Genomic DNA, 23,495 nt, shown 5'->3' on the forward strand with positions numbered 1-23,495 from the left:
TATCCCAGCCGCACCATGCCGCGTTTTTCTTTCCGCCAAACCTGCCGCTTACTGACAAAGGTAAGCAAAAGCGAAGAAATGGCAGGGGGGCAGGAAAATGGAAATGCAAGAGGGCAAATCCCAGGCGCTAACCGTCGCGGACGTCGCCCGAATTTACAAGTTGAGCATATGGACCGTTTATAGGCGCGTCGAGGATGGAACGCTAAAACCCTTCCGAATTGGCCGCGCGCTCCGTTTCGACGCTGAAGACGTCGCTGCCACTTTCCTTCGAGTGCGCAAGGCCGTCGAGGAATGACCATCGAGGAGTACGCCGCCCAGGTAGCCGCCCAATGGCAGCCGCTCACAGACCGGCAGCGGCTCCTTATTGCCACCGCGCTCAGCGATCAGACCCAGCGCGACGGGAGGTGACCGGATGGGCGCTACGAACGTTGCGAAGGTCTTCACCCTCTGGCGGCATCTGAGCCACCGAGACGCCCGCTTGCTCCTCTACATGGCCAATACTTCGCTCGACACCGAGCAAGGCGGGGTGGACGAAAAGGGAAAGCCGACGCTGAAGCCAAGTCGCCCTCCTCGATATTTCGGCGGATGGGAAGACGCGGCCGAAGCAATCGGGCTCGATCCCAGGGGCAAGAAGGACAGCGCGAAGGAGACATTTCGGCAGGCCGTCGCAAACCTCGTGAAGGCCGGCGCCGTCGTCTCAAGCGGCAATGCCCGGATAGGAACCCGCGCCGAATACGCCCTGGCCCTCGACCGTGACGAGACTTTCCAACCGGAAATAGTCGATTCACACGATCCCGACAAACGTCCAGTTATTCGCTGGCATCCAATAAAGAGGGCCAAGAAAACATTGCCCCTCGTGGGGCAAGAAAACATTGGAGATAGGGGCAAGAAAACATTGCCCCCTAGGAGTACTTCAGGAACCACTACAGGAATACAAGAGGAACCACTATCACCTCAGGCGAGTAAGTCACCTGCGAACGAATGGAGCACTTGGTAATGAAACAAACAAGACCACCATTGCAATACGGGCCCGAGCATTACGACCGGATCCGGAACGACGGCGCGACGCTGACTATCCGGCCGGCACGCATCGTCACGCCTGCCCACACAGCCCGCGATGGGCTCGTGCTCACCGCGGGCGGACAAGCACGTCTTGTGCTCACGCTCGAGGACGCCTACGAGCTGGCCGAATCCCTGGCCAACCAGCTCGACAGCCTTGCAGGTGTCGACGGCGCGAGGCAGATCAAGCGACACCACAGCCTCACCGCAGCGGACGGAACGCCAGAGCCAGACCTCGACGCCTACCTAGCCACCTTCACAGCAGAGGACTGACCATGGCATTCGACTACGCCCAGACACTGAGGGACGCGCAGTCCCTCATCACAGAGTCACTGCTCAACGGCAACGCTGCCGAGCTCTATGCGCAACTACTCAGCGAGCAACAGCCAGAGCACCGCGCCGAGTGGTGCCAACTCGTCAACGAGTACAACCTCGGACTCATGCGCCCAATCATGGACAACCTGTGCGGAGGGCGCGAGCGAGCCATCACCCAATGGCAGGCACAGCTCGCGAGCAACGGCGCTGATACCGGCGCGGCTGAGGCACTCCAATGGCTGCAATCCGAGGAAGACGACCGCCCGGGGGAGTGACCCAGGGCCTAAGCGCCACGAAACGGGCCCGGGTTTTTAGGCAGGGGCCAGGTGGAAGACCCCGCCCTCACCCAGAAAAACTCCACCGGCATGAATTTTCTCGTTGTAGCGTAGCGAATCGCCCGTTTGCGCAGGTCAAACCGTCCTTTTGAACCCATTTCGCGTTGTATCCACTCACCCGGCGTGCCGCGCCGCTCATTTAACTCGGGCGTGCTTTAAAATTGAATCAGCTGCAAGTTGCGGGTCGCGTTGAGGCCTGATCCGTAACTTGCCGGCACTGAATCCGCGTCGAGAGCCTGGATTCAGAAGCCGGTCGCGCGAGTCCAGCAATGGCCGCCTGGCAAGGGGTACCAGCGATCCCCGTGAAGCCAAGCCACCATTGTGAAAGGACTCTCTCAGTGGCACTCACGATTTCGCAGCTCATCGAGCGCACCAAGAACGAACGAAACGCCAAACTCAGCGCGCGCAACAGCTTCGCGGACCAACTCCGCGGCATCCTCGAGGAGGACGAAGCGGGTCGACCCGTCAACCACGGCGAACTCTCCCAGGTCCGCCACCAAATCAGCACCCTTGATCGTCAGATTGATGGGCTGAGCGACCAAATCCGCGAGTACTCGGACGAGCAGGAAGCGGACGGCGCTTACCTCCGCGCCTCGCAGCAGACCACGCCGACCCGTGCGGCCGCCGTGGCGTCCGGGGATAGCTATGAGGTCCGAGTCGGCCAGACGCGGGCTTACGACAGTGTCATCCGCACCGGGGACACCAGGGAACCGCGCATCTACGACAGTGCCACGGCCAGCCGCGGCACGTCCTTCTTTGCAGACGCTCACAATTGGTCCCGCGGCGGCGGTAACGGCGGCGCACGTGACCGCCTCGAACGCCACGCCAGCGAGGTCGAGTTCCACCGCGAAATGACCGAGCGTGCCACGTCCACCGGCTCGTTTGCCGGCCTCGTGGTCCCTCAGTACCTCGTGGATCAGGCTGCGCTCGTGCTCCGCAACGGCCGTCCGATGGCCAACGTGATCCAGCGCCTTCAGATCCCTGCTCAGGGCATGTCGTTCACGATCCCGCGCGGCACCACGGGCGCTTCGGCCGGCGTCCAGGCGTCTGAAAACTCGGCCGTCTCCTCGACGGACGAGGTCTGGGGGAATCTGTCCGTCCCGGTTGTGACCGTCGCGGGCCAGCAGGACGTGTCCCGCCAGTCCCTGGAGCGCGGCACGGGCGTTGACCAGCTCATCTACACCGACTTGGTCAAGGCCTACGCCACGGCCGTGGATGGGCAGATCCTCAGCGGCACGGGCTCGTCCGGTCAGGCGCTCGGCATCATGAACACGGGCGGTATCGGCGCGGCTACCGCGTTCGGTGCTGCGGCCGGCCCCGCGAACTTCAACCTGAAGGTAGCCGGCGCCAACAATGCCGTGTACAGCGCCGGTCAGGGCCTCGCGCCCGAGCTGCTGGTCATGCATCCGCGGCGTTGGTCCTGGCTGTGCGGCCTCGTGGACTCCTCGAACCGTCCGATTGTGCAGAGCAACCTCAATGTTGCCTTCAACACGATTGCGACGGGCGGCTTCGGCAACAAGGATCTCGCGACCGTCGAGACTCCGTTCGTAGGCGTGCACAACTCGGGGCTTCCGGTCCTGCTGGACCTGAACATTCCGACGAACGCTGGCACCCTCAATGAGGACGTCATGCTCTCTGTGGACGCCGATCAGCTCCTGCTGTGGGAGGACGGCGACGGCATGCCGCGCCAGCTTTCCTTCGAGCAGACCACGGGCGGTTCGCTGACCACGAAGCTCGTCGTGTACTCGTACATCGCGTTCACGGCCGGCCGCTACCCGGCCGCCGTCGCGAAAATCGGCGGCGTCGACACCGTCGCCGGCAACGGCCTCATCGCTCCGACCTTCTAGCAAAACCCCTCACTAGGGCGCCGTTTCCATCAAGGACGGCGCCCTAGTGGCAGGGGTAGAAAGGCGGTAACCCATGGGTGACGCTTCGATGATTTTCAACATTTTCGGGCGTGACGAGGGCGTTTCCAAGGCGTTCGACGGTATCGCCGCGAAGGCCACGGAGATGGACGCCAAGACCAAGGCTGCTTCCATCGGCATGAATGCGTCCATGGCTGCGGCTGAGGACGCCGGGAAGAAGGTAGCGGACCAGCGGGGCGTGCTGGAGATAGCGACCCGCCGTGTTGCGCTCGCTGAGGAAGCCCTCGCGGCGGTCAACAAGAATTCGGAGTCGACCTCGAAGCAGAAGATGGCGGCTGAGTCCGCTGTTCTGACTACCCGTCAGGCGATGATCAAGGCCGAGGACGCTCTCGGGAAGGCCACGGCTGACGCGGCGAAGCTGGCCGAGGAATCCGGCAAGAAGGTGGAGAAGTCCGCGAAGGACACCGCCAATGGCGTGGGCATCTCCGCTACCCAGATTGTGGGCAGCTTCAACACGATCAACAACGTCATCGGCGGTGTGACGCCCTCAGTCTCGGCCAACGTCATGAAGATGACTGCCGTCATGGGCCTGATGGGCGCGGGCGCTGCTGCTTCCTCGGCTCTCACTGGCGGTGCCCTGGCCGCCCTGCCGCTGCTGTTCGCCGGGGTTGGCGCGTTGATGGTCAAGACCGCGGCCTCAACGAACGCGGACCTCACGGCGCAGTTCACGAACGCGGGCGCGTCCATCAAGGACACCATGCTCAAGGCGTCCGAACCCATGACGACCATGTTCGGGAACATTGCGACGTCGGCCGCGGAAACCCTCAAGAGCATGGGTGGGGCCATGCATGACGCCTTCGAATCGTCGGCGCCGGCCGTTGCGACGATTTCCCAGGGGCTTCTCGGGCTGGTGCAGAACATCATGCCCGGCATGAACGCCGCACTCGCTCAAGCAGCGGGCCCCGTGATGGCGCTCTCGACCGGCCTTTCGGGTCTTGGTACGGCGCTTGGAGGTTTCTTCCAGAACCTCACTATCGGCGCGGATGGTGGGGCGGCCGGTCTGGGGAGTCTGCTGGGCATGGTGAACAACCTCCTGCCTATCCTCGGGGCGTTCCTTGGCAACATTGCCGGTCCCATGAGCGGGGCCATGGCGAGCCTTTCCATGTTCGTGGGCACGCTCGTCCAGTCGCTGCTTGGCGGATTGACGCCGGTCCTGAACGCTCTGGCGCCGGTCTTCGGGCAGCTCCTTGGGGCGATCCTGCCGATGCTGCCCGCGATAGGCGGCCTCATTGCGGCGTTCGCTCCGGTCATTACGGACATCGGCAGCCAGCTTGTGCCGATCTTCCAGCAGCTCGTGGGCGTGTTCGTCAAGCTTCTCCCGTCCGTGATTCCGCTGATTGACCCGCTGCTGAACCTGCTGTCGCCCATCGTGACGATGATCGGCCCGCTTATCCAGTTGGCGTCCGCGTTCGGTCAGGCGCTCCTGCCGGTCATCGGTGAGCTCCTGCCGGTGATCCAGGATCTACAGAACGTGCTTTCGGGCGCGCTGGGGGATGCGCTGCTATCCATCGGGAAGGCGATCATCCCGATCCTTCCCGCACTGGGCGATCTCGTGAAGGTTGTCGGCGGCGCCCTGGCCGGGGCGCTCAAGGTGATCCTGCCCCCGCTCATGCAGCTTATCGACGCCGGGCTCGGGGCGATGCTGAAAGCCATAGGTCCACTGCTGCCCATGATCGGGCAGATCCTCGCCCCGCTCCTTGGCGTCCTTGCGAAGCTCCTTGGCTCGCTCCTGACCGCGATCATGCCGCTTCTCCTGCCGCTCGTGAAGCTCCAGGGCATAATCCTGGAGGGCTTGGCGAAGGCGCTCATCTGGATTGTCAACAACGCCATTGTCCCGCTCGTCAATTGGCTCGCGGACCAGCTCGGCCCGCAGTTCAAACTGCTGGGCGACACGATTTCGTACGTCGTGAATTGGGTCAAGAACACCCTTGTTCCGTGGTTCATCCAGGCGTGGCAGACGGTGGCCGATTTCGTCAAGGGATTCATTGACGGACTGGTGAACGGCTGGAACCACTTCTGGGATGTCACAAACGATGTTTTCACCAAGGTGGGGAACTTCGTGTCCGGCACGTGGAACAACATAGTCGATGGAGTCTCGGGCGCCGTGGACAAGGTAATTGGTTTCTTCGGCGGGATCAAAGACAAGGTAGCTGGTGCGCTTTCCGGAGCTGGGGACTGGCTCCTTGACATCGGCGGCAAGATCATCGGCGGCCTGATCGGCGGGATCAAGGGTGCACTGAGCGGCCTGGGCGATGTCCTCGGCAATGTCGGACAGTTCATCAAGGACCACAAGGGGCCGGAGAGCTATGACAAGGTCATGCTGAAGCCTCACGGCGGATGGATCATGGGCGGCCTGATCGACGGGATCCAGGACTCGCTTCCAAACCTCCATGCGGTACTGGGCAACGTTACGAATATGGTTTCAGGCGCGTCGTTCAACGTGCCGGCCGGCGCCGGGACCGCCGCCAACCTTGGGGGCGCGGACCAGCTCGGGGTCATGAACGGCCGCGACACAGGGCCCAAGACCTACATTCTGCAGGTCGGTGACAAGCAGTTCAACGCCCACCTTGAAGAGGTCACTACCGGGGCTGCGGCCCGCGGGCTTGGAGGGATGCGCCGATAAGACTTGTGGCGTCAACGTCACCCACTTCCCAGTTTGAGCAATGGTGGGGAACGTGGGAGCGATGGCGGGACGAGAAAGCCCCATCCTGGGTTTTCGCTAGCAGCCCCCGCCAGCGCCACAACACAAAAGAGGCGAGGCTCCGAACACCGGAGCCTCGCCTCTTCTTTGTTTTGTCAGATCAGAAGCTCGGACACGGTCACGCCAAGCGCTTCCGCGACGTCGCCCAGCTCGCACACCATGAAGGTGTTGGGAGCCTTGAGCTTCCGGTAGAACGTCTCGCGTGGGATCCCAGCATCCCGCGCCACCTCGTTCCTGGTCTTCCCGGCCTCTTTCATAAGCCGCTTGATGTTGCCTACGACCATCCTTGTCCAGTCGAGTTCCATTAGATGCCCCTGCACAGTTCGTGGAACGTCATGCCGAGCGCGTCCGCTGCACGGATCAACTCCCGGACGTAGAAGCCCCCACGGGCCATCCTGACTTCGAAGGTGTTCCGGGAGATGCCGATTGCGCTGTAAACGGCTTTGCGGGTGAGACCATCATTGTCCATGGCGGTCTGGATGCGTGCCTTGACGACGGCCTCTGGATCACTGAGTTGTATTGTTGACATTGCCGATCCTCCAAATCGGTCACGCCCCCGGATGCCTGGCGGCATCGCGGGGGTTTTACCTCCCAGCGAGGTATATACCTAAACGATAGTCAGTGGCGCAAATTGCAGCCTCATCCTCGGGGGCTTGGTGCTTTTGGCCAGAAGCTTGCGGCTTCCCAGGAGCGCCGCGGCAATCGTGGCCCTTGTGGGCTTGGCGGCCTTTGTCATGATGGTCGGCCCGGATGCGAGCGTCCTCAGGGCAGCCGTTATGGGTGCTATCGGCCTTACAGCCCTTAGCGGCGGGCGGCGGGGCCGGAGCCTGGGCTTTCTCTGCCTCGCGATCAGTTGCCTGCTCATTCTGGATCCTTCACTTGGCATGAGCGTGGGATTCCTCTTGTCGGTCCTCGCCACGCTGGGAATTGTCCTCTTGGCAAAGCCCATCGCATCCTGGGCTCCAGCTTGGCTGCCTTCTTGGATCGCTTCGGCCATTGCCGTTCCATTGTCGGCGCAGCTCCTGTGCAGCCCGGTGATTGTTGCCCTGCAGCCACAATTCTCCAGCTACTCATTGCTGACGAACGTCGCGGCAGCTCCGTTTGTCCCACCGGTGACTATCCTGGGGACCATTGCCGTTCCGATCGTTCCGTTGGTTCCCTGGTTAGCTGCCATTCCTATGGCCATTGCCGGAGCGAGCGCGGGAATGGTGGCGGTCATCGCCCGGTTCTTCGCAGGACTTCCGGGAGCGGCACTGCCCTGGCCGGAAGGCCTGACAGGAATTGCCACCATGCTTCTGTGGTCTGTTGTGACCATCCTGCTCGTGTGGCTGGTCCTGCATCCAGCGTGGACGGGCCACACCGTGCTGGCTTTGCACCGCCGGCTATTGCTCCTCATGAAGGCTGCGGAGCCAACTGTCCGTCGCCGAAGGGCTAAGTGGCATTCCGGGGGCTCCCGGACGCCCGGCTATGGGGCCCGGGCCTTGGCGACCACTGCGCGCGACGCTGGACGTGGGAGACTGGGATCCTGCAAAAACCCTTCTGGAAGGAAGCAACATTGGCTGCTGCCCAGGTCTCCAAGGCTAAAACCTCCGCGGCAAACACCGCCAGCTGGCGGGACGTTACCCCGTCCGCCGTAGTGCTTGTCACCGGTCCTGAGGAGTACCTCGGAATCCGTGCCATGGATCGGATCCGTTCCCAAGTGCGGGCCACCGCACCTGATGTGGAAATCAGCAAGCTCAACGCTGGAAGCTACGAGTCCGGTTCCCTCGCGATGACCGTCACGCCGTCGTTGTTCGATGAGGCCAAACTCATCGAGGTCGAGGGCCTTGAGTCCATGAACGATGCCTTTCTTGCCGATGCGCTGACCTACCTCACGCATCCTGAGAATGACGTCGTGTTGGTCCTTCGTCATGGTGGGGGAGTACGAGGCAAGAAGCTTCTGGACGCCATCAAGTCCTCCGGATGGCCGGTCGTGGATTGCCAGCCCTTGAAAAAGGATGCCGAGAAAACAGCATTCGTCGTCTCGGAATTCAAGGCAGGCGGCCGCCGCATCGAAGCGGAAGCTGTCCAGGACCTCGTCAATGCAGTCGGTGCCAGCCTCTCGGAGCTCGCAGCAGCGTGCAGCCAGCTCATCGCGGATGCCACCGCCGCCGTGGACGCAGCCACCGTGGAGCGGTACTACGGCGGCCGCGTGGAAGCCACCGCCTTCAAGGTTGCCGACGCCGCCATGGCCGGCAACGGCCCGCAGGCCCTGACCGGCCTCCGCCATGCCCTCGCCACCGGGGTTGACCCCGTGCCGCTGGTTGCCGCCCTTGCCGCGAAGCTTCGCACCCTCGCCAAGGTCGCCGGAGCCCAGGGCTCGTCAGCACAGATCGCCAAGCAGCTTGGAATACAGCCCTGGCTCGTGGAGCAGGCGCAGCGGGACGTCCGGCGGTGGACTCCTGAAGGCCTGATCCGTTCCATCCAGGTAACGGCGGAAGCGGATGCCCAAGTAAAGGGTCTCTCGAGGGATCCGGTGTACGCGGTGGAGCACGCCGTCACCGTCATTGCCGCTTCGGCCCGGGGCCGGTAGGCGACGCGCGACACCCAGAATCCCTGTGTGTCAGCCTGTTGCGTGACACTTTTGTGGCGGGGAAGGAACCTTATGGAAATTCCGAGTCGTCCGAGCAAGTTGCATCGGTTCTCTGCTCAACAGAAGTGGGATCTGTTGCTGGAATACGACAAATGCCTGGACTGGGGTTCGAGGGTCCAATTGTGCGTCGCAAATCGGAGCCACCGCCCGGTGGCCCGTTCCGCCTCATTCATGCCGGCTTAAATAACTGAGGCCGGCACCCATTGGGCGCCGGCCTCACGTTCAGCTCAGTCGAACTGGATAAACCTTAAAGTGCGTTGACCTTTTTGGAGATCGCCGACTTGCGGTTTGCAGCGTTGTTCTTGTGAATAACGCCCTTGCTGACAGCCTTATCCAGCTTACGGCTGGCAGCAACAAGAGCCTTTGCAGCGGCATCCTTGTCCGTGGACTCAACGGCGGTGGCAACGGCGCGGATGGCCGTCTTCAGCTCAGACTTGACAGCGTTGTTACGCAGGCGAGCCTTCTCGTTGGTGAGGATGCGCTTCTTCTGGGACTTGATATTAGCCACGTGTGTGAACTCTCTTTTTAATGCGGAAATGGTCTAGAGGGTTTTCAGGTTGGCCATCGACTGAGCGGCGTGGGGATGCCTATGGCAGCCAACCATGAGTGGCCGTCGACCTGCACGGACACACAGCCATAAATATTATCAGACTCTGCGCTTTTCCGGGGATTTGCCGTCTACGCCGAGTCGTGTTGCCCATCCAGTCGCCGGGCCACCAGCTGGAAAGTGCGTTTGTCCAGGACGGCGCCCTCACGCCGGACATCCGCGGGATTGATGCGCACCACCCTGTCCACCTTGACCTCGCTGGGCCGTCCTCGGGGGTCCCAGGCGCCGGTCCCGATGTCCACGTAGTCGTCTGAGCGGCGGCCATTGTCGTGGTCTTTGCTGGTCAGCATCAGCCCCAGCAGCCACCCGCCGTCGTGCCCTATCAAAAGGACCGGCCGATCCTTGCCCTCGGAATAGTCCTCTTCGTAGGGGACCCACGACCACACGATCTCTCCGGGATCCGGTTTGCCATCAGGGTTGGGGGAGTACCGCGGAGAGACCTTGCCCCGGAAGTCCCCCGGATAGGGCCGGGAAAGCTGCCCGACGCCGGCCGCCGCGTTCCGGGGGCGGTTCGCCTCCGCTGACGCCCGGCTTTTCGGGCGTTGGCGAGTGCCTGTGCCAGCTGAGGCTCCGACGATCCGTCGAAGGTAGCCCAGGGAGCCTTTCAGTAGTCTGCCAAGCAAATGTGTGTCCGATGCCATGGCACCACCGTACTTTCCATTGACATCCTGCGTCGCCCGCAACGCAACAGCGCCTGATCGGAGTGCACAACCGGCGTCGTGTTCATGGGAGACTATAAGTTCAGATATGCGGCATCGGCCGGATTGGTCCAGATCAGTCCGGGGTTCGGCCGTGTGAGTGTCAACAGTAAGGACCCTGCGTGTCTCCCATGGCCCGCACCGCACCGGTGCCCGCCGCGACAGATCCGGCCATCATCCGGAACTTCTGCATCATCGCCCACATCGACCACGGTAAATCCACCTTGGCCGACCGCATGTTGCAGTACACCGGCGTCGTTAAATCCCGCGACATGAAGGCCCAATATCTGGACCGCATGGATATCGAACGCGAGCGTGGCATCACCATCAAGTCCCAGGCGGTCCGCATGCCCTGGGAACTTGACGGCACCAGCTACGCCTTGAACATGATCGATACCCCTGGCCACGTTGACTTCACTTATGAGGTCTCCCGCTCCCTCGCGGCCTGTGAAGGTGCAGTCCTCTTGGTGGACGCGGCGCAGGGCATCGAGGCCCAAACCCTGGCCAACCTCTACCTGGCGATGGAAAACAACCTCACCATCATTCCGGTGCTCAACAAGATCGACCTCCCGGCCGCCCAGCCCGAAAAGTACGCGGCGGAACTCGCCAACCTGATCGGCGGCGACCCCGAGGACGTGCTGCGCGTGTCTGGCAAGACCGGCGCCGGCGTGGAGGCCCTCCTGGACAAGATCGTCCGCGATTTACCGGCGCCCGTTGGCGACCCCAAAGCCCCGGCGCGCGCCATGATTTTTGATTCTGTATATGACACGTATCGCGGCGTGGTCACCTATGTCCGCGTGGTGGACGGCATGCTGCACCCGCGCGAGCGGATCCAGATGATGTCCACCCGTGCCACACACGAACTGCTGGAAATCGGTGTCAGCTCGCCGGAACCCACTCCCTCCAAGGGTCTGGGCGTCGGCGAGGTCGGCTACCTGATCACGGGCGTGAAAGACGTCCGCCAATCGAAGGTGGGCGATACCGTAACCAACCTGGCCAAGCCCGCTGCGCAATCCCTGGCCGGTTATGCCGACGCCAAGCCCATGGTCTTCTCCGGCTTGTATCCCTTGGACGGCACGGACTATCCGGTGCTCCGGGATGCCCTCGAGAAGCTGATGCTCAACGACGCAGCGCTCGTTTACGAACCGGAGACTTCGGCCGCCCTGGGCTTCGGTTTCCGTGTGGGCTTCCTTGGCCTGCTGCACTTGGAAATCACCCGTGAGCGCCTCGAGCGCGAGTACAACCTCGACCTCATCTCCACCGCTCCCAACGTTGAGTATGAGGTCACGCTGGAAGACAAGCGTGTCCTTCACGTCACCAACCCCAGCGAATACCCCACGGGCAAGATCTCGGAGGTCCGTGAGCCGATGGTGTCCGCCACCATCCTGGCGCCCAATGAGTTTGTCGGCGCCATCATGGAATTGTGCCAGAGCCGCCGTGGGGTCATGGGCGGCATGGACTACCTCTCCGAGGACCGTGTAGAGATCCGATACCGATTGCCGCTTGCCGAAATTGTCTTCGACTTTTTCGACATCCTTAAGTCCAAGACCCGTGGCTACGGTTCGTTGGACTGGAAGGCGGACGGCGAGCAAGTTGCCGATCTGGTCAAAGTTGACATCATGCTCCAAGGCGAGCAGGTTGACGCCTTCAGCGCCATCACCCACCGTGACAAGGCCTACGCCTATGGGGTCATGATGACCGGCAAGCTGCGCGAACTCATTCCGCGCCAGCAGTTCGAGGTGCCCATCCAGGCTGCCATCGGCTCACGCATCATTGCCCGCGAAAGCATCCGCGCCATCCGCAAGGACGTCCTTGCCAAGTGCTACGGCGGTGACATCACCCGTAAGCGCAAGCTTCTGGAAAAGCAGAAGGAAGGCAAGAAGCGCATGAAGATGGTGGGCCGCGTGGAGGTTCCACAGGAAGCGTTCATCGCAGCCCTTACCACCGACGAATCCAAGGACAAGGCCAAGAAGTAATGGGGCTGTTCGCCCAAAACGCTGCGGGACGCGCACTTGGGGGACGGGCACACGGAGGATCGTGTGCCTAGTGTCCTTCCCCTCGGAGACCCGGCACCTGCGGACGGCCTCCTGCCGCCGCAGGTGCTTGACGGTGTCGAGTCACGCAAGTTTGGACTGTACGTCCATATACCTTTCTGTGCCGTGCGCTGCGGATACTGCGACTTCAACACCTATACCGCCACCGAGCTTGGGGGCGGCGCATCCCAGGACGCCTACGCATCGACTGCGATTGCGGAAGTGGAGTTCGCCGTCCGGGCCATGGGCGCCTCCGGACTCCCGCACCGGCCCTTGAGCACGGTGTTCTTCGGCGGAGGCACGCCGACCCTGCTGCCTGCTGAAGACCTGGCACGCATCCTGACGGCCGCCGTCGGGCACTGGGGCCTGGAAGCGGGCGCCGAAGTCACCACTGAAGCGAACCCGGACTCTGTGACGCCCGAGTCCCTCCAACTGCTCGCCGACGCCGGGTTTACGCGGATTTCCTTTGGCATGCAGTCGGCGGTCCCTCACGTGCTCAAGGTCCTGGACCGCACGCACACACCCAGCAGGGTCCCCTTGGTGGTCCAATGGGCCCGCGACGCCGGCCTTGCCGTGAGTCTCGACCTGATCTACGGCACTCCAGGCGAGTCGATGGCCGATTGGCAGACTTCCCTTGAGACTGCTCTGTCCTACGACCCGGACCACATCAGCGCCTACGCATTGATCGTGGAAGAAGGCACCAAGCTGGCCGCCCAGATCCGGCGCGGAGAAGTACCCGGAATCGACGACGACGACCACGCCGCCAAATACGAACTCGCCGATCAGCTGATCAGCGCCGCCGGGCTCGAGTGGTATGAGGTCAGCAACTGGTCCCGCACACCCGAACAGGCGTGCAAACACAACCTTGCCTACTGGCGGGGAGATGACTGGTGGGGCATCGGACCCGGCGCGCATTCCCACATGGGCGGCGTCCGCTGGTGGAACGTCAAACACCCCACGGCTTACGCAAACAGGCTCGGTCAAGGCGTCTCTCCTGCCGCTGGGCGCGAAACCCTCGACGCCGGAACCCGGGAAGTGGAACGCATCATGTTGGAGGCGCGCCTCGGCACGGGGCTCCAGGTAGACGCCCTCGACAAGGTGGGCCGCCATGCCGTGGCGGGCCTCATTGCCGACGGCCTGGTTGAGCCTGCGGCGGCCTTTCAAGGGCGGCTGGTACTGACGCTCAAGGGGCGGCTACTGGCTGACGCGGTGGTGCGCCGCATCCTCCCGGAGTAGCCCGCCGGCATCGCGGGCACGGGCTGGCGCGAGCACTCGTGGGCCGGGGGAACAGCCGCTACTTGATCCAGCGCAGGTTGAAGCGGTAGCGGTGCGGTTGTCCGTGGTTGACGCGGATGCCGGCAGATACAGAGAAGCACGTGACAGCAACCCAGATTGCCGTGGCCAGAACTGCGAACAAGTTTCCAACCACCGGGAGCAAGACCAGAATGTTGGCGAGCACTGCGGCAATCGTTGGAGGCAAAGTGAAGTTCAGCGCCTCTTTGGATTCCTGTGCCGTGAAGGGGCCACGTTCGCGGAAAATCAGGTAGATCAGGAGCGAGGGCACACAGCCGAGGATCCCGCCGAAGTGCGCCAGGGTTGCCCACTGCCGGTCTTCCGAGGCGGTCAAGGGCAGCGCGTTGGCAGGAACGCCGTGGTACTGGGACTGGCCCGAGGCGCCGTCCCCATCGTCAGGAGCGTTGTCTGCCACAGTTTCTTCCTTCGAGTATCTATCGGTGCAGTGTTGCTGTCCCAGAATACTTGCTTAGCGCGCGATCAGCGGACCAACCCCGGGACCCAAAGTGGCGGAAACCGTACAGAGGCCGCTGCCAAAGCGAACCGAAAGCTGCAAGGAGCCGTCAGGGTACGGTCAGGAAGTCGATCACTTCTTCCACCCGTCCCAGCAGGGAGGCCTCCAGGTCCGCGTAGCTGTGGACGGCGCCGAGAAGCTTCTGCCAGCCTAGCCCGACGTCCTCGGCTGTCTCGTGCGGCCACCCGAACGACTTCAGGATGCCGGTCTTCCAATCGGTCCCGCGGGCGATGATGGGCCATTGCTGGATCCCCAGAACCCTGGGACGGATGGCCTGCCAGACGTCCACATAGGGGTGGCCCACGATCAGCACGTTTCCTGCAGCACCGACCAGTGTCATGGCATCGGCGGCAATCCGCGACTCTTTCGAATCCGGCACCAGATGGTCCACCAGGACTCCGAGCCTGCGGCCCGGGCCGGGAGAGAACTCGGCAATCGCCGCCTTGAGATCGTCAACGCCATGCAAGGGTTCGACGACGATTCCCTCCACCCGGAGGTCATCTCCCCAGACCTTCTCCACGAGTTCGGCGTCGTGTTTGCCTTCCACCCAGATCCGGCTTGCCTTGGCGACTTGCGCGCGTTGGCCGGCCACCCTGAGGGATCCCGAAGCGGTCCTGCCCGCTTGCCCGGCGACCGCTCCGGCGGCGGCGCGTGGCGCCGGCGGCAGAAGTTTCACCGGCTGTCCGTCGAGCAGGAATCCAAAGCCGAGCCGGAACGACTTGTTCTTTCCCCGGCGGTCCTCCAGCACCACAATGTGCATGCCCCCGGCCTTTTCGACCCTGGTCACGGCCCCGACCCAACCGGACTGCACGTCTTCGAGGACCATTCCGCGTTCAACGGGCACCTCGGGGAGTTGCCGCTTGGCAGGCGAGGAGAGGTCTTGCGGGCCCCAATTGTCGTAAGACACGGTCTTCACACCACTTTGCGCTAGGGGATCAATGACGGCCCTGGACGTTCCGCCGGACCGCGCGGGAATCGTGTTCGCCGCGAGCGGTACCAATGCTAACAACGTGGTGGCTCATACTAGACTTGTTAGCACTTGGGCATGTTGAGTGCTAATTGTTGAATTTCAGGTCGCTGAGTAGTAGCTGTTCAGCACTGGCTGTTGAATGGAGGTGGGCAGTGAGCGAACCACGCAAGCTTGAAGTGTTGCGCGCCATCGTGGAGGACTACGTTCACTCCCGCGAGCCCGTCGGATCAAAGGCCCTGGTCGAACGCCACCATTTGGGAGTGTCGAGCGCCACCATCCGCAACGACATGGCCCTTTTGGAAGAAGAAGGACTCATCGCCGCACCGCACACCAGTGCCGGCCGGATCCCCACGGACAAGGGCTACCGCCTGTTCGTCGACCGTATATCCCAGGTCAAACCGCTTTCAGCCGCCGAGCGGCGGGCCATCCACTCGCTGCTTGAGGGACCCGACGACGTCGAGGACATCCTTGAGCGCACGGTTCGGCTCCTGTCCCAACTGACCAACCAGGTCGCCGTCGTGCAGTACCCGCACCTTAGCCGCGCCCGCGTACGGCACATTGAGTTTGTGCTGCTGGCTCCGCGCCAGGTCCTGGTAGTACTTATCGCCGATACCGGCAAAGTGGAACAGGGCGTGGTGCACGCAGGGGCCGATGCCACGGACGAAGATGTCATGGCCTTGCGTGCACGTTTCCTTGGAAGCATTGCCGGCTCGCAGCTTGACCTCATGCCGCAGGTCCTGCCGTCCGTGGTTGCCCTCTGCCCGCCAACGATTCGAGGCCTTGCCGGTGTCCTCGCCCATGGCCTGGAAAGGCTGGCCGACAGAAGCCGGGACGAACGCATGGTCATGGCAGGCACAGCAAACCTGGCCCGCTCCAACGTGGATTTCCCTCTCAGCATCGGGCCGGTCCTGGAGGCTCTCGAGGAACAGGTGGTCATGTTGCGCCTACTCTCGGACATGGCCGAAGACCCTCGGGGAGTCACCGTGAGCATCGGCCGCGAGAACCCCTACGACGGTCTCTCCGAAGCGTCGGTGGTCGCCACCGGCTACGGTCCGGGCAGCAGGGCCAAGATCGGCATTCTTGGTCCTACCCGGATGGACTATCCCAACACAATGGCGGCCGTCCGCGCCGTCGCACGCTACCTTTCCCGCATTCTGGGCGGCTGACAGCCCGGCCGGAAACCGTCTCGCATGAAACGCAGTGTAACCATAAAACAAGGAAGAGATACCGACTTTGAGCAGCCACTATGACGTTCTGGGCGTCTCACCGGAAGCAACCGGCGAGGAGATCAAGAAGGCCTACCGCAAGCTCGCCCGCAAGCTGCATCCCGATGTGAACCCCGGAGAAGGCGCCGCCGAGGAATTCAAAGCCGTAACCCACGCCTACGAGGTCCTCTCCGACCCCCAGAAGCGCCGCGTGTATGACGCCACGGGCAACGAGAACGGCACCGACAACGGCTTCGGCGGAGGTTACGCAGGCCAGGGATTCGCGTTCCAGGACATCTTCGACACCTTCTTCGGCGGGGGTGGCGGTGGCATGCAGGGACCGGCATCGCGCATGCGCCGCGGCCAGGACGCGCTGATCAGTGTCCGCATCGATTTGCGCGAGGCCGTCTTCGGCGTCAACAAGAAGCTTGAAGTGGATACTGCGGTCGTTTGTCCCACGTGCGAGGGCTCATGCTGCCGAGCGGGCACCCACCCGGAGCGCTGCGACATCTGCGGCGGCTCGGGTCAGGTCCAGCGCGCAGTCCGCTCCATCCTCGGCCAGGTCATGACTTCCGCGCCGTGTGGTTCATGTGAAGGTTTCGGATCGATCATCAAGGATCCGTGCAATGAGTGCAGCGGACAGGGCCGCATCCGCAGCCGCCGTTCGCTAACCGTCAAAGTGCCTGGCGGCGTGGCGACCGGAACGCGCATCCAGTTGTCATCCCAGGGCGAAGCAGGGCCGGCCGGCGGTCCTTCCGGCGATCTCTACGTGGAGATCCGGGTCAACGCCGATTCCACCTATATACGCGAGGGCGACGACCTTCACGCGACCCTGAGCGTTCCCATGACGGCCGCGGCACTGGGAACCGAGCTGCAGCTGGATACGTTTGACGGGCCCCAGGAGATCGACGTCAAGGCCGGCACCCAGTCCGGCGAAGTCATCACCATGCGCGGACTGGGCGTCACCCATCTCCGCGGATATGGCCGAGGTGACCTCAAGGTACACCTGCACGTTGAGACGCCCGGAAAGATCGACGCCGAACAGGAACACCTGCTTCGCCAACTGGCCAAGTTGCGGGGAGAGCAGTTCACGGAGGGGAAGCTCGTAGCCAGCGGCGGTATGTTCGCGAAATGGCGGGACAAGCTCGGTAACCTGTAGCGGTGAGCAACCCCGTATTTTTCACGGCCGCCGGAACGCTTGACGGGCTCGGGCCAGGTGACAGGTTCGTGCTGGACGGCGCCGAGGCAAGGCATGCCGTCACCGTCAAGCGTTTGGAAGTCGGTGAAGCGGTCGACATTGCCGACGGCGCCGGAAAGCGGCTTACGGGAACTGTGACCGCATCCGGACAAGGAAGCCTGGAAGTTCTTGCATCTGACGTCCTGGAGGAGCGCCGGCCGATGGTGCGCCTCGTTTTGGTCCAGGCCCTCGCCAAGGGCGACCGCGATGAGCTCGCCGTCGAGACGGCAACGGAACTCGGGATCGACGCCGTGGTGCCCTGGCAGGCGGAACGTTCCATTGTCCGTTGGAAGGGGGAGCGGGCCGCCAAGGCCCTCGCGAAGTGGCAATCGGTGGCTACCGCAGCGGCGAAACAGGCGCGGCGCGCGTGGATCCCGGAAGTGCGTGCCGCCGTCGACGGCTCCGGCTTGGCGGCGGCCGTTGCCGCTGCTGATCTGGCGATCATCCTGCACGAGGACGCAAAGCGCCCGCTGAGGGATGTCTTGGAGAAGTGGCAGGATCAGCTTTCCGGCGGGGACCCCGGAGCAGGGCGCGAAGTGCTGCTCATCGTGGGGCCGGAGGGCGGCATCTCGCCGCGCGAAGTGACCAAGCTGAGCGACGTCGGCGCTGTCACCGCCCTCTTGGGGCACCATGTACTTCGCTCATCGACGGCGGGCCCGGCCGCCGTCGTACTGGCCAGCGACATTCTGGGGCGCTGGTAGAGCGGCACGTGCGCTGCCGCGCTGCCTAGGCAGCCCCTCGAGTAGTTCGCGGTGCATGTAGCAGATCAGCGGACGCTGAAAGAACGGGTATCGGTGGCGACGTCGGCGTCGCCGGGACCTACCATGGAAACGCGCAACTCGTAGCGGCCGGCTCCGAGGCCCACCGTGAAGTTGAAGGTGCCGCCTTGTCCCGGCACGGTCGAAGCAGTGGTCTGACCGGACAGGTATGAAGTCTTCTCGCCGCTTGAGTTCTCGCGGAGGATCTGCCAATGCAGTTTCTTCGAAGTGTCGGTACTACGCCCGTTGAACTTGACTGGGCCGGCAGGCAGGGTCAGGTCCTCCTGCGGTTCAATGATCCAAACGGGTGCCACCATAGTTGCGTCCCGGACCATCGGATCACCCAGCTTGACCTGACCGAACGCCATGTAGTCCGTGTGCCCGTCCACCAGGATGGTCACCTTGATCAGCTGACCGGAGTCGATCAAGCCCGAGCTCGCCGCAGCAGCGGTAGCGGTGTAGACGAGTTGCTGGACCGCTCGCTGCGCCATTCCGGCGTCGAGGTTGGAATTGAACGCGTCGCGGGAAACGTCGACCGTGACCACGTTCTTGCCGGAAATCGACGTCGCAAGGTTGCTCGGATTTTGCCATGGCGTGAAGAAATCGTGATCCAACGGCTTCTGGGACATCATGATCCGCAGGGCGGTAGTGATGGGGTTCTCGTTGCCTGGGTTGTCACGAAATTCGCGGTACAGGAAGATATCCGTGTCGCTTCGGCCGATCCAGTACACCGGAATCTTGTTTGACGCCTGGGTTGTCTCGAGCGGCGCATTGGTGGCAGGCGCCGCCTGCAGGGCAGCGGTCGGGTTGGGGACAGGCGTAGTTGATCCCTGACCCGAACGGTCGGCAACGCAACCCGAAAGAAACAGGGCAGCAGTCAGCGCGGTCACAAGCATGGCGGAACGTCTCCGGATGCGTGTGCCCTCTGGAATGCCGGCTGGCCTGGTAATGGTGGATTCCTGCTCGTGTTCGGCCGCTGTGGTGCGGGGGAGTCATGCGCCCGAGGACCGGGCGCGGGGCATTTTTGCCCATAAATCAGCTTGTCATAGTCCCCGCAGCCCTTGCTGGCGTTTCCATACTCCGGCGCCAACTGCAATGCGATTGATACGAGGTCGATACGGAGTTGATACCAAAGTGGCCTGAAATCGGCTGTCCGCAGCCCTCCCAAGCATGGTCTGGAACCACCCTCGAGACTGGCTGGCGTAGGATTGAAAGCAATCCGAGGCCCGTGATCCTGCGCCCATCCAGCGAACGGACATCGGAGCAAAATCGATGGACATAACCAAGCCGGAGGAGCACAGGCCGCCAGGCCAGCACTATGACAGAATCATTGAACGGGCGGCCCAGGGCCGGCAGCGTTGACACAGGCCCGGCCGAGTTCCCACACTCTGTCCCAGGCGCCCGGACGGAAGTTGTCGTCTTCGACAACTCTGATCAGATGGTTCAGACCCTCGGCAGCCATGACGAGGCACTGCGCTATATAGAAGCCCAGTTCCCCGGCGTCGACTTTCATGTGCGTGGCAACGAGCTATCCTTCAGCGGACCGTCCGGCGATGTTCCCCGGATCATGCGGCTCCTGGAGGAAGTCCGGGGTTTGGTCGGCAAGGGGACGGTTATCACCCCGGACGTACTCCAACAGCTCGTTTCCCTGCTGCGGAGCCAGTCACTCCAGAGTCCTGTGGAAGTGCTGACCCACAACATCCTTTCCAGCCGCGGACGCACCATTCGCCCAAAAACCCTGAACCAGAAGAGCTACGTTGACGCCATAGACGACAACACGGTGATCTTCGGGATCGGCCCGGCGGGCACCGGCAAGACGTACCTGGCGATGGCGAAGGCCGTGCAGGCACTGCAGCTTAAGGAAGTCAGCCGCATCATCCTCACGCGGCCCGCCGTCGAGGCAGGGGAGCGCCTCGGATTCCTCCCTGGAACGCTGAGTGACAAGATCGATCCATATCTGCGTCCTTTGTACGACGCTTTGCACGACATGATGGACCCGGAGTCGATCCCGCGCCTCATGGCTGCCGGAACTATTGAAGTGGCGCCGCTTGCGTACATGCGCGGCCGCACGCTCAACGATGCTTTCATCATTCTTGATGAGGCCCAGAACACCACTGCGGAACAGATGAAGATGTTCCTCACGAGGCTTGGCTTCGGTTCCAAGATGGTAGTCACGGGGGACATCACCCAGGTGGATCTACCTTTTGGAGCCACCTCCGGCCTGCGTATCGTCCGGGAAATCCTCACTGGGATCGACGGCGTGAACTTCACGATGTTGGACGCTTCCGACGTCGTCAGGCACCGGCTGGTGGCCGACATTGTGTCCGCCTACAGCATTTGGGACGAAAAGCACCGGGTGCGGGCACAGCACGCGGCGGCGCGTGAGAAACGGGGAGAACGCCGATGAGCATCGAGGTCAACAACGAGTCCGGCGTCCAGGTGGACGAGGCACAACTGGTGACGCTTTCGCGTTTCATCTTTGAGCGGCTCTACATCCACCCCCAAGCTGAACTTTCCATCCTGCTCGTAGACGAAGCTGCCATGGAAAAGCTCCACATCGAGCTCATGGACGAGCCCGGCGCAACCGATGTCCTTTCCGTTCCCATGGATGAGCTAACACCGGGAACGCCAGGCAAACCGACGCCACAGGGCATGCTGGGCGACATCGCCATCTGCCCGCAAGTGGCCGAGGTCCAGGCGCGCGATGCGGGCCATTCAACCCAGGATGAAATGCTCCTGCTTTGCACGCATGGAATCCTCCACCTCCTCGGTTTCGACCACGCTGAGCCGGAAGAGAAGGAAGAAATGTTCGGCCTGCAGCGTGAGCTGCTGTCCGAGTTCCTCGGCAAGGACGCCCCCATGGAGACCATGCAGTGACCTCACTCATCCTGGTCGGCATGGCGTTGGTGTTCCTCAGCTTCGTCGCCTTGCTGACTGCGGCGGAGGCTGCCTTTACCTTCCTGCCGCGGCACGAGGCAGAGCACGCCATCGTCAATAGCCGGGGGACTTCCCTTCGTAACATCCTCGCCCAACCTGTTGCCCACATACGGGCACTGCGATTCTGGCGGGTCTGGTTCGAGATGGCGGCAGCAGTGGCTGTCGCAGTGGTCATGCACAGTCTCCTCGACAACGTTTGGCTCGCCGGATTGGCGGCGACGGGCATCATGGCCGTCATCGGGTTCGTCTTGGTGGGCGTCTCTCCTCGTCAGCTCGGTCGCGCCAACTCAGGCGGCGTGGTGCGCTTCTCGGCCCCCCTCATCAGGTTCCTCTGCTGGATCCTGGGGCCCATTCCCGGCTGGCTCGTAGCGATCGGCAGCGCGGTGGCGCCTGGTGCTCCCAGCGGCGATGAAGCGTTCTTCAGCGAGGAAGAATTCCGTGAGCTCGTCGACAGGGCCACGGAATCGGACATGATCGAGGACAGCGAGGCCGAACTCATCCAGTCGGTCTTCGACTTCGGCGACACTTTGGTCCGCTCTGTGATGGTCCCTCGAACGGACATTGTGAGCATCGAGTCGGGCTCCAGCCTGGAGCAGGCCATGGCCTTGTTCCTGCGCTCCGGCTACTCGAGGATTCCGGTTATCGGCGAGAATGCTGATCAGATCCGCGGGATTCTTTATCTGAAGGACGTCGCTGCCGCATTGCACCGTCCGGAACAGCCTTCGGTACGTCCGGACGTGGACGCGATAGCCCGCGAGGCCCGTTTCGTTCCGGAGTCCAAGCCCGTCAGCGACCTCCTCAGCGAGCTTCAGCAAGAGTCCACGCACGTGGCTGTGGTCATTGACGAGTACGGCGGCACGGCGGGACTGGTGACGCTGGAGGACCTCATTGAGGAAATCGTGGGGGAGATCGTGGATGAATACGACTCCAACGATGCGGAGGTCACCGACCTGGGTGATGGCACGTTCCGTGTCAGTTCACGGATGAGCATCGACGATCTCGGTGAACTTTTCGACATTGACCTCGACGACGACGAAGTGGACACCGTGGGCGGCCTCCTGGCCAAGACCTTGGGCAAGGTGCCGATCGTAGGCAGTGCGGTGAAGGTGGACGGGATCTCCTTGAAAGCCGATAGGCTTGAAGGCCGGCGAAACCGGGTCAGCCATATCATTGCGGCAGCCATTCCAAAAGAAGACACTGACCTTGAAGACCTTCTCGACGAGGCCGACACAACGCAACAGGGAGTTCCACGTGAGCAAGCACAATAAGAAGTTCGACGCCGATCAGGACTTCGGCGGCTTCCACGCAGGCTTCTCCGTTCTCGTGGGCCGTCCGAATGCCGGCAAGTCGACCCTCACCAACGCTCTGGTTGGCCAGAAGGTTGCCATCACTTCGGCAAAGCCGCAGACCACCCGGCACACGATCCGCGGCATTGTCCACCGGGAGGACGCACAGCTCATCCTCGTGGACACACCGGGTTTGCACCGCCCACGGACCCTTCTTGGCAAGCGCCTCAACGATCTCGTGGCGGACACGCTCTCGGAAGTGGATGCCATTGGGTTTTGCTTGCCGGCGAACGAGAAGATCGGTCCCGGTGACAAGTACATTGCTGCGCAGCTCGCTGCCGTTGGACGCAAGCCGATCATCGCGCTTGTCACCAAGACCGACCTCGTGGATCGTCAGGCCCTGACTGAGCAGCTCCTTGCAGTCGCGGCACTGGGGCGCGAAGTGCTCGGCGAGCAAGGCTGGGCGGACATCGTTCCGGTTTCCGCAACCGACGGCTTCCAGGTCAACACCGTTGCCGACGTCCTCATTGGGCACATGCCCCCTTCCCCGCCTCTTTACCCGGACGGTGAACTCACGGATGAACCTGAGGCCATCATGGTCGCCGAGCTCATTCGCGAAGCCGCCTTGGAGGGTGTCCGGGACGAACTCCCACACTCCCTTGCTGTGGTGGTGGAGGAAATCCTGCCCCGCGAAGGCCGCTCCGAAGACAATCCGCTCCTTGATGTGCGGGTCAATCTCTACGTTGAGCGCCCGTCCCAAAAGGCCATCATCATAGGCAAGGCCGGAAGCCGCTTGCGGGAGGTCGGAACCAATGCCCGCAAGGGGATCGAAGCGCTCCTCGGAACCAAGATCTATCTCGACCTGCACGTCAAGGTAGCCAAGGATTGGCAGCGCGATCCAAAGCAACTCGTGAAGCTGGGGTTCTAGCCACTGGGGATTTTCCCAGTTTGGGCCCGTAAAATGGTCCGAATCCCATTTTCCGAGGAAAG

General features: G+C 62.6%; 24 protein-coding genes. 17 read left to right on the forward strand and 7 right to left on the reverse strand.

Features of this window, described 5'->3' with window-relative positions; all coding sequences use genetic code 11:
* Positions 1-103: 103 nt before the first annotated feature.
* From OOZ51_RS02580 to OOZ51_RS02605, 6 genes are all read left to right on the forward strand, one after another.
* Positions 104-295: a helix-turn-helix domain-containing protein gene (locus OOZ51_RS02580; RefSeq protein WP_265977334.1), complete on the forward strand. Its 192-nt coding sequence runs from the start codon at positions 104-106 to the stop codon at positions 293-295.
* Positions 296-412: 117 nt separating this feature from the next.
* On the forward strand, positions 413-997 hold the full coding sequence (locus OOZ51_RS02585; RefSeq protein ID WP_265977335.1) for a hypothetical protein: 585 nt from the start codon (positions 413-415) through the stop codon (positions 995-997).
* A complete protein-coding gene (locus tag OOZ51_RS02590; RefSeq protein ID WP_265977336.1) occupies positions 997-1,332 on the forward strand; it encodes a hypothetical protein in 336 nt (111 codons plus the stop codon). The genes OOZ51_RS02585 and OOZ51_RS02590 overlap by 1 nt, the downstream gene beginning before the upstream one ends.
* A 2-nt stretch (positions 1,333-1,334) precedes the next feature.
* Entirely contained in the window at positions 1,335-1,649 is a 315-nt protein-coding gene (locus OOZ51_RS02595) for a hypothetical protein (protein ID WP_265977337.1), read from the forward strand.
* Positions 1,650-2,047: 398 nt separating this feature from the next.
* Positions 2,048-3,556 (forward strand): phage major capsid protein, encoded by a 1,509-nt coding sequence (locus OOZ51_RS02600; RefSeq protein ID WP_265977338.1) that lies wholly within the window; start codon positions 2,048-2,050, stop codon positions 3,554-3,556.
* 73 nt (positions 3,557-3,629) lie between these two features.
* On the forward strand, positions 3,630-6,257 hold the full coding sequence (locus OOZ51_RS02605) for a phage tail protein (protein ID WP_265977339.1): 2,628 nt from the start codon (positions 3,630-3,632) through the stop codon (positions 6,255-6,257).
* A 173-nt stretch (positions 6,258-6,430) separates the two neighbouring features.
* Here the strand turns inward: OOZ51_RS02605 and OOZ51_RS02610 are convergent, their stop codons facing one another.
* Both OOZ51_RS02610 and OOZ51_RS02615 read right to left on the reverse strand, forming a co-directional pair.
* Positions 6,431-6,640: a helix-turn-helix domain-containing protein gene (locus OOZ51_RS02610; protein ID WP_265977340.1), complete on the reverse strand. Its 210-nt coding sequence runs from the start codon at positions 6,638-6,640 to the stop codon at positions 6,431-6,433.
* Complete coding sequence (locus OOZ51_RS02615) at positions 6,640-6,864, reverse strand: hypothetical protein (protein WP_265977341.1); 225 nt, start codon at positions 6,862-6,864, stop codon at positions 6,640-6,642. Before OOZ51_RS02615 ends, OOZ51_RS02610 begins: the two co-directional genes overlap by 1 nt.
* 85 nt (positions 6,865-6,949) lie before the next feature.
* Between OOZ51_RS02615 and OOZ51_RS02620 the strand changes: the two genes are divergently transcribed.
* Both OOZ51_RS02620 and holA read left to right on the forward strand, forming a co-directional pair.
* On the forward strand, positions 6,950-7,972 hold the full coding sequence (locus OOZ51_RS02620) for a ComEC/Rec2 family competence protein (protein WP_265977640.1): 1,023 nt from the start codon (positions 6,950-6,952) through the stop codon (positions 7,970-7,972).
* Positions 7,891-8,907: a DNA polymerase III subunit delta gene (gene holA / locus OOZ51_RS02625; protein ID WP_265977342.1), complete on the forward strand. Its 1,017-nt coding sequence runs from the start codon at positions 7,891-7,893 to the stop codon at positions 8,905-8,907. The genes OOZ51_RS02620 and holA overlap by 82 nt, the downstream gene beginning before the upstream one ends.
* A gap of 307 nt (positions 8,908-9,214) precedes the next feature.
* Here holA and rpsT read toward each other — a convergent pair whose 3' ends face one another.
* Together rpsT and OOZ51_RS02635 are read right to left on the reverse strand one after the other, a co-directional pair.
* Positions 9,215-9,475 (reverse strand): 30S ribosomal protein S20, encoded by a 261-nt coding sequence (gene rpsT / locus OOZ51_RS02630; RefSeq protein ID WP_028267110.1) that lies wholly within the window; start codon positions 9,473-9,475, stop codon positions 9,215-9,217.
* A 170-nt stretch (positions 9,476-9,645) separates the two neighbouring features.
* On the reverse strand, positions 9,646-10,215 hold the full coding sequence (locus OOZ51_RS02635; protein WP_265977343.1) for a type II toxin-antitoxin system PemK/MazF family toxin: 570 nt from the start codon (positions 10,213-10,215) through the stop codon (positions 9,646-9,648).
* Between the two features lie 179 nt (positions 10,216-10,394).
* Between OOZ51_RS02635 and lepA the strand changes: the two genes are divergently transcribed.
* Together lepA and hemW are read left to right on the forward strand one after the other, a co-directional pair.
* A complete protein-coding gene (lepA, locus tag OOZ51_RS02640) occupies positions 10,395-12,248 on the forward strand; it encodes a translation elongation factor 4 (protein ID WP_265977344.1) in 1,854 nt (617 codons plus the stop codon).
* Positions 12,249-12,311: 63 nt separating this feature from the next.
* Positions 12,312-13,541 (forward strand): radical SAM family heme chaperone HemW, encoded by a 1,230-nt coding sequence (hemW, locus tag OOZ51_RS02645; protein WP_265977345.1) that lies wholly within the window; start codon positions 12,312-12,314, stop codon positions 13,539-13,541.
* Positions 13,542-13,599: 58 nt separating this feature from the next.
* Here the strand turns inward: hemW and OOZ51_RS02650 are convergent, their stop codons facing one another.
* Both OOZ51_RS02650 and OOZ51_RS02655 read right to left on the reverse strand, forming a co-directional pair.
* Entirely contained in the window at positions 13,600-14,013 is a 414-nt protein-coding gene (locus OOZ51_RS02650; protein ID WP_265977346.1) for a DUF4870 domain-containing protein, read from the reverse strand.
* 148 nt (positions 14,014-14,161) lie between these two features.
* Positions 14,162-15,019 carry a DUF3097 domain-containing protein gene (locus OOZ51_RS02655; RefSeq protein ID WP_265977347.1) on the reverse strand — a complete coding sequence of 286 codons (858 nt, stop codon included), beginning with the start codon at positions 15,017-15,019 and terminating at the stop codon, positions 14,162-14,164.
* A 215-nt stretch (positions 15,020-15,234) separates the two neighbouring features.
* Between OOZ51_RS02655 and hrcA the strand changes: the two genes are divergently transcribed.
* The 3 genes from hrcA (at position 15,235) to OOZ51_RS02670 (ending at position 18,225) form a co-directional block, all read left to right on the forward strand.
* On the forward strand, positions 15,235-16,248 hold the full coding sequence (gene hrcA, locus OOZ51_RS02660; RefSeq protein ID WP_265977348.1) for a heat-inducible transcriptional repressor HrcA: 1,014 nt from the start codon (positions 15,235-15,237) through the stop codon (positions 16,246-16,248).
* Positions 16,249-16,315: 67 nt separating this feature from the next.
* Positions 16,316-17,446: a molecular chaperone DnaJ gene (gene dnaJ / locus OOZ51_RS02665; RefSeq protein WP_265977349.1), complete on the forward strand. Its 1,131-nt coding sequence runs from the start codon at positions 16,316-16,318 to the stop codon at positions 17,444-17,446.
* A gap of 2 nt (positions 17,447-17,448) precedes the next feature.
* A complete protein-coding gene (locus OOZ51_RS02670) occupies positions 17,449-18,225 on the forward strand; it encodes a 16S rRNA (uracil(1498)-N(3))-methyltransferase (RefSeq protein WP_265977350.1) in 777 nt (258 codons plus the stop codon).
* A 65-nt stretch (positions 18,226-18,290) separates the two neighbouring features.
* Here OOZ51_RS02670 and OOZ51_RS02675 read toward each other — a convergent pair whose 3' ends face one another.
* Positions 18,291-19,178: a GerMN domain-containing protein gene (locus OOZ51_RS02675; protein WP_265977351.1), complete on the reverse strand. Its 888-nt coding sequence runs from the start codon at positions 19,176-19,178 to the stop codon at positions 18,291-18,293.
* A gap of 422 nt (positions 19,179-19,600) precedes the next feature.
* Here OOZ51_RS02675 and OOZ51_RS02680 point away from each other — a divergent pair, with 422 nt between their 5' ends.
* The 4 genes from OOZ51_RS02680 to era are packed head-to-tail and all read left to right on the forward strand — an operon-like array spanning position 19,601 to position 23,433.
* Complete coding sequence (locus OOZ51_RS02680; RefSeq protein ID WP_265977352.1) at positions 19,601-20,689, forward strand: PhoH family protein; 1,089 nt, start codon at positions 19,601-19,603, stop codon at positions 20,687-20,689.
* Positions 20,686-21,159 carry an rRNA maturation RNase YbeY gene (gene ybeY / locus OOZ51_RS02685; RefSeq protein WP_265977353.1) on the forward strand — a complete coding sequence of 158 codons (474 nt, stop codon included), beginning with the start codon at positions 20,686-20,688 and terminating at the stop codon, positions 21,157-21,159. Before OOZ51_RS02680 ends, ybeY begins: the two co-directional genes overlap by 4 nt.
* Positions 21,156-22,487: a hemolysin family protein gene (locus tag OOZ51_RS02690; protein WP_265977354.1), complete on the forward strand. Its 1,332-nt coding sequence runs from the start codon at positions 21,156-21,158 to the stop codon at positions 22,485-22,487. Before ybeY ends, OOZ51_RS02690 begins: the two co-directional genes overlap by 4 nt.
* Positions 22,471-23,433 carry a GTPase Era gene (gene era / locus OOZ51_RS02695; protein WP_265977355.1) on the forward strand — a complete coding sequence of 321 codons (963 nt, stop codon included), beginning with the start codon at positions 22,471-22,473 and terminating at the stop codon, positions 23,431-23,433. Before OOZ51_RS02690 ends, era begins: the two co-directional genes overlap by 17 nt.
* Positions 23,434-23,495: the final 62 nt, after the last annotated feature.

Source organism: Arthrobacter rhizophilus, from assembly GCF_026241105.1.
Classification (GTDB): domain Bacteria; phylum Actinomycetota; class Actinomycetes; order Actinomycetales; family Micrococcaceae; genus Arthrobacter.

Excerpts from the sequence above, each read along its gene's own strand:
- OOZ51_RS02580 (WP_265977334.1), top strand. The coding sequence starts at position 104 with ATGCAAGAGGGCAAATCCCAGGCGCTAACCGTCGCGGACGTCGCCCGA.
- OOZ51_RS02585 (WP_265977335.1), top strand. The coding sequence starts at position 413 with ATGGGCGCTACGAACGTTGCGAAGGTCTTCACCCTCTGGCGGCATCTG.
- OOZ51_RS02590 (WP_265977336.1), top strand. The coding sequence starts at position 997 with ATGAAACAAACAAGACCACCATTGCAATACGGGCCCGAGCATTACGAC.
- OOZ51_RS02595 (WP_265977337.1), top strand. The coding sequence starts at position 1,335 with ATGGCATTCGACTACGCCCAGACACTGAGGGACGCGCAGTCCCTCATC.
- OOZ51_RS02605 (WP_265977339.1), top strand. The coding sequence starts at position 3,630 with ATGGGTGACGCTTCGATGATTTTCAACATTTTCGGGCGTGACGAGGGC.
- OOZ51_RS02610 (WP_265977340.1), bottom strand. The coding sequence starts at position 6,640 with ATGGAACTCGACTGGACAAGGATGGTCGTAGGCAACATCAAGCGGCTT.
- OOZ51_RS02615 (WP_265977341.1), bottom strand. The coding sequence starts at position 6,864 with ATGTCAACAATACAACTCAGTGATCCAGAGGCCGTCGTCAAGGCACGC.
- OOZ51_RS02635 (WP_265977343.1), bottom strand. The coding sequence starts at position 10,215 with ATGGCATCGGACACACATTTGCTTGGCAGACTACTGAAAGGCTCCCTG.
- OOZ51_RS02675 (WP_265977351.1), bottom strand. The coding sequence starts at position 19,178 with ATGCTTGTGACCGCGCTGACTGCTGCCCTGTTTCTTTCGGGTTGCGTT.
- OOZ51_RS02680 (WP_265977352.1), top strand. The coding sequence starts at position 19,601 with ATGACAGAATCATTGAACGGGCGGCCCAGGGCCGGCAGCGTTGACACA.
- ybeY (WP_265977353.1), top strand. The coding sequence starts at position 20,686 with ATGAGCATCGAGGTCAACAACGAGTCCGGCGTCCAGGTGGACGAGGCA.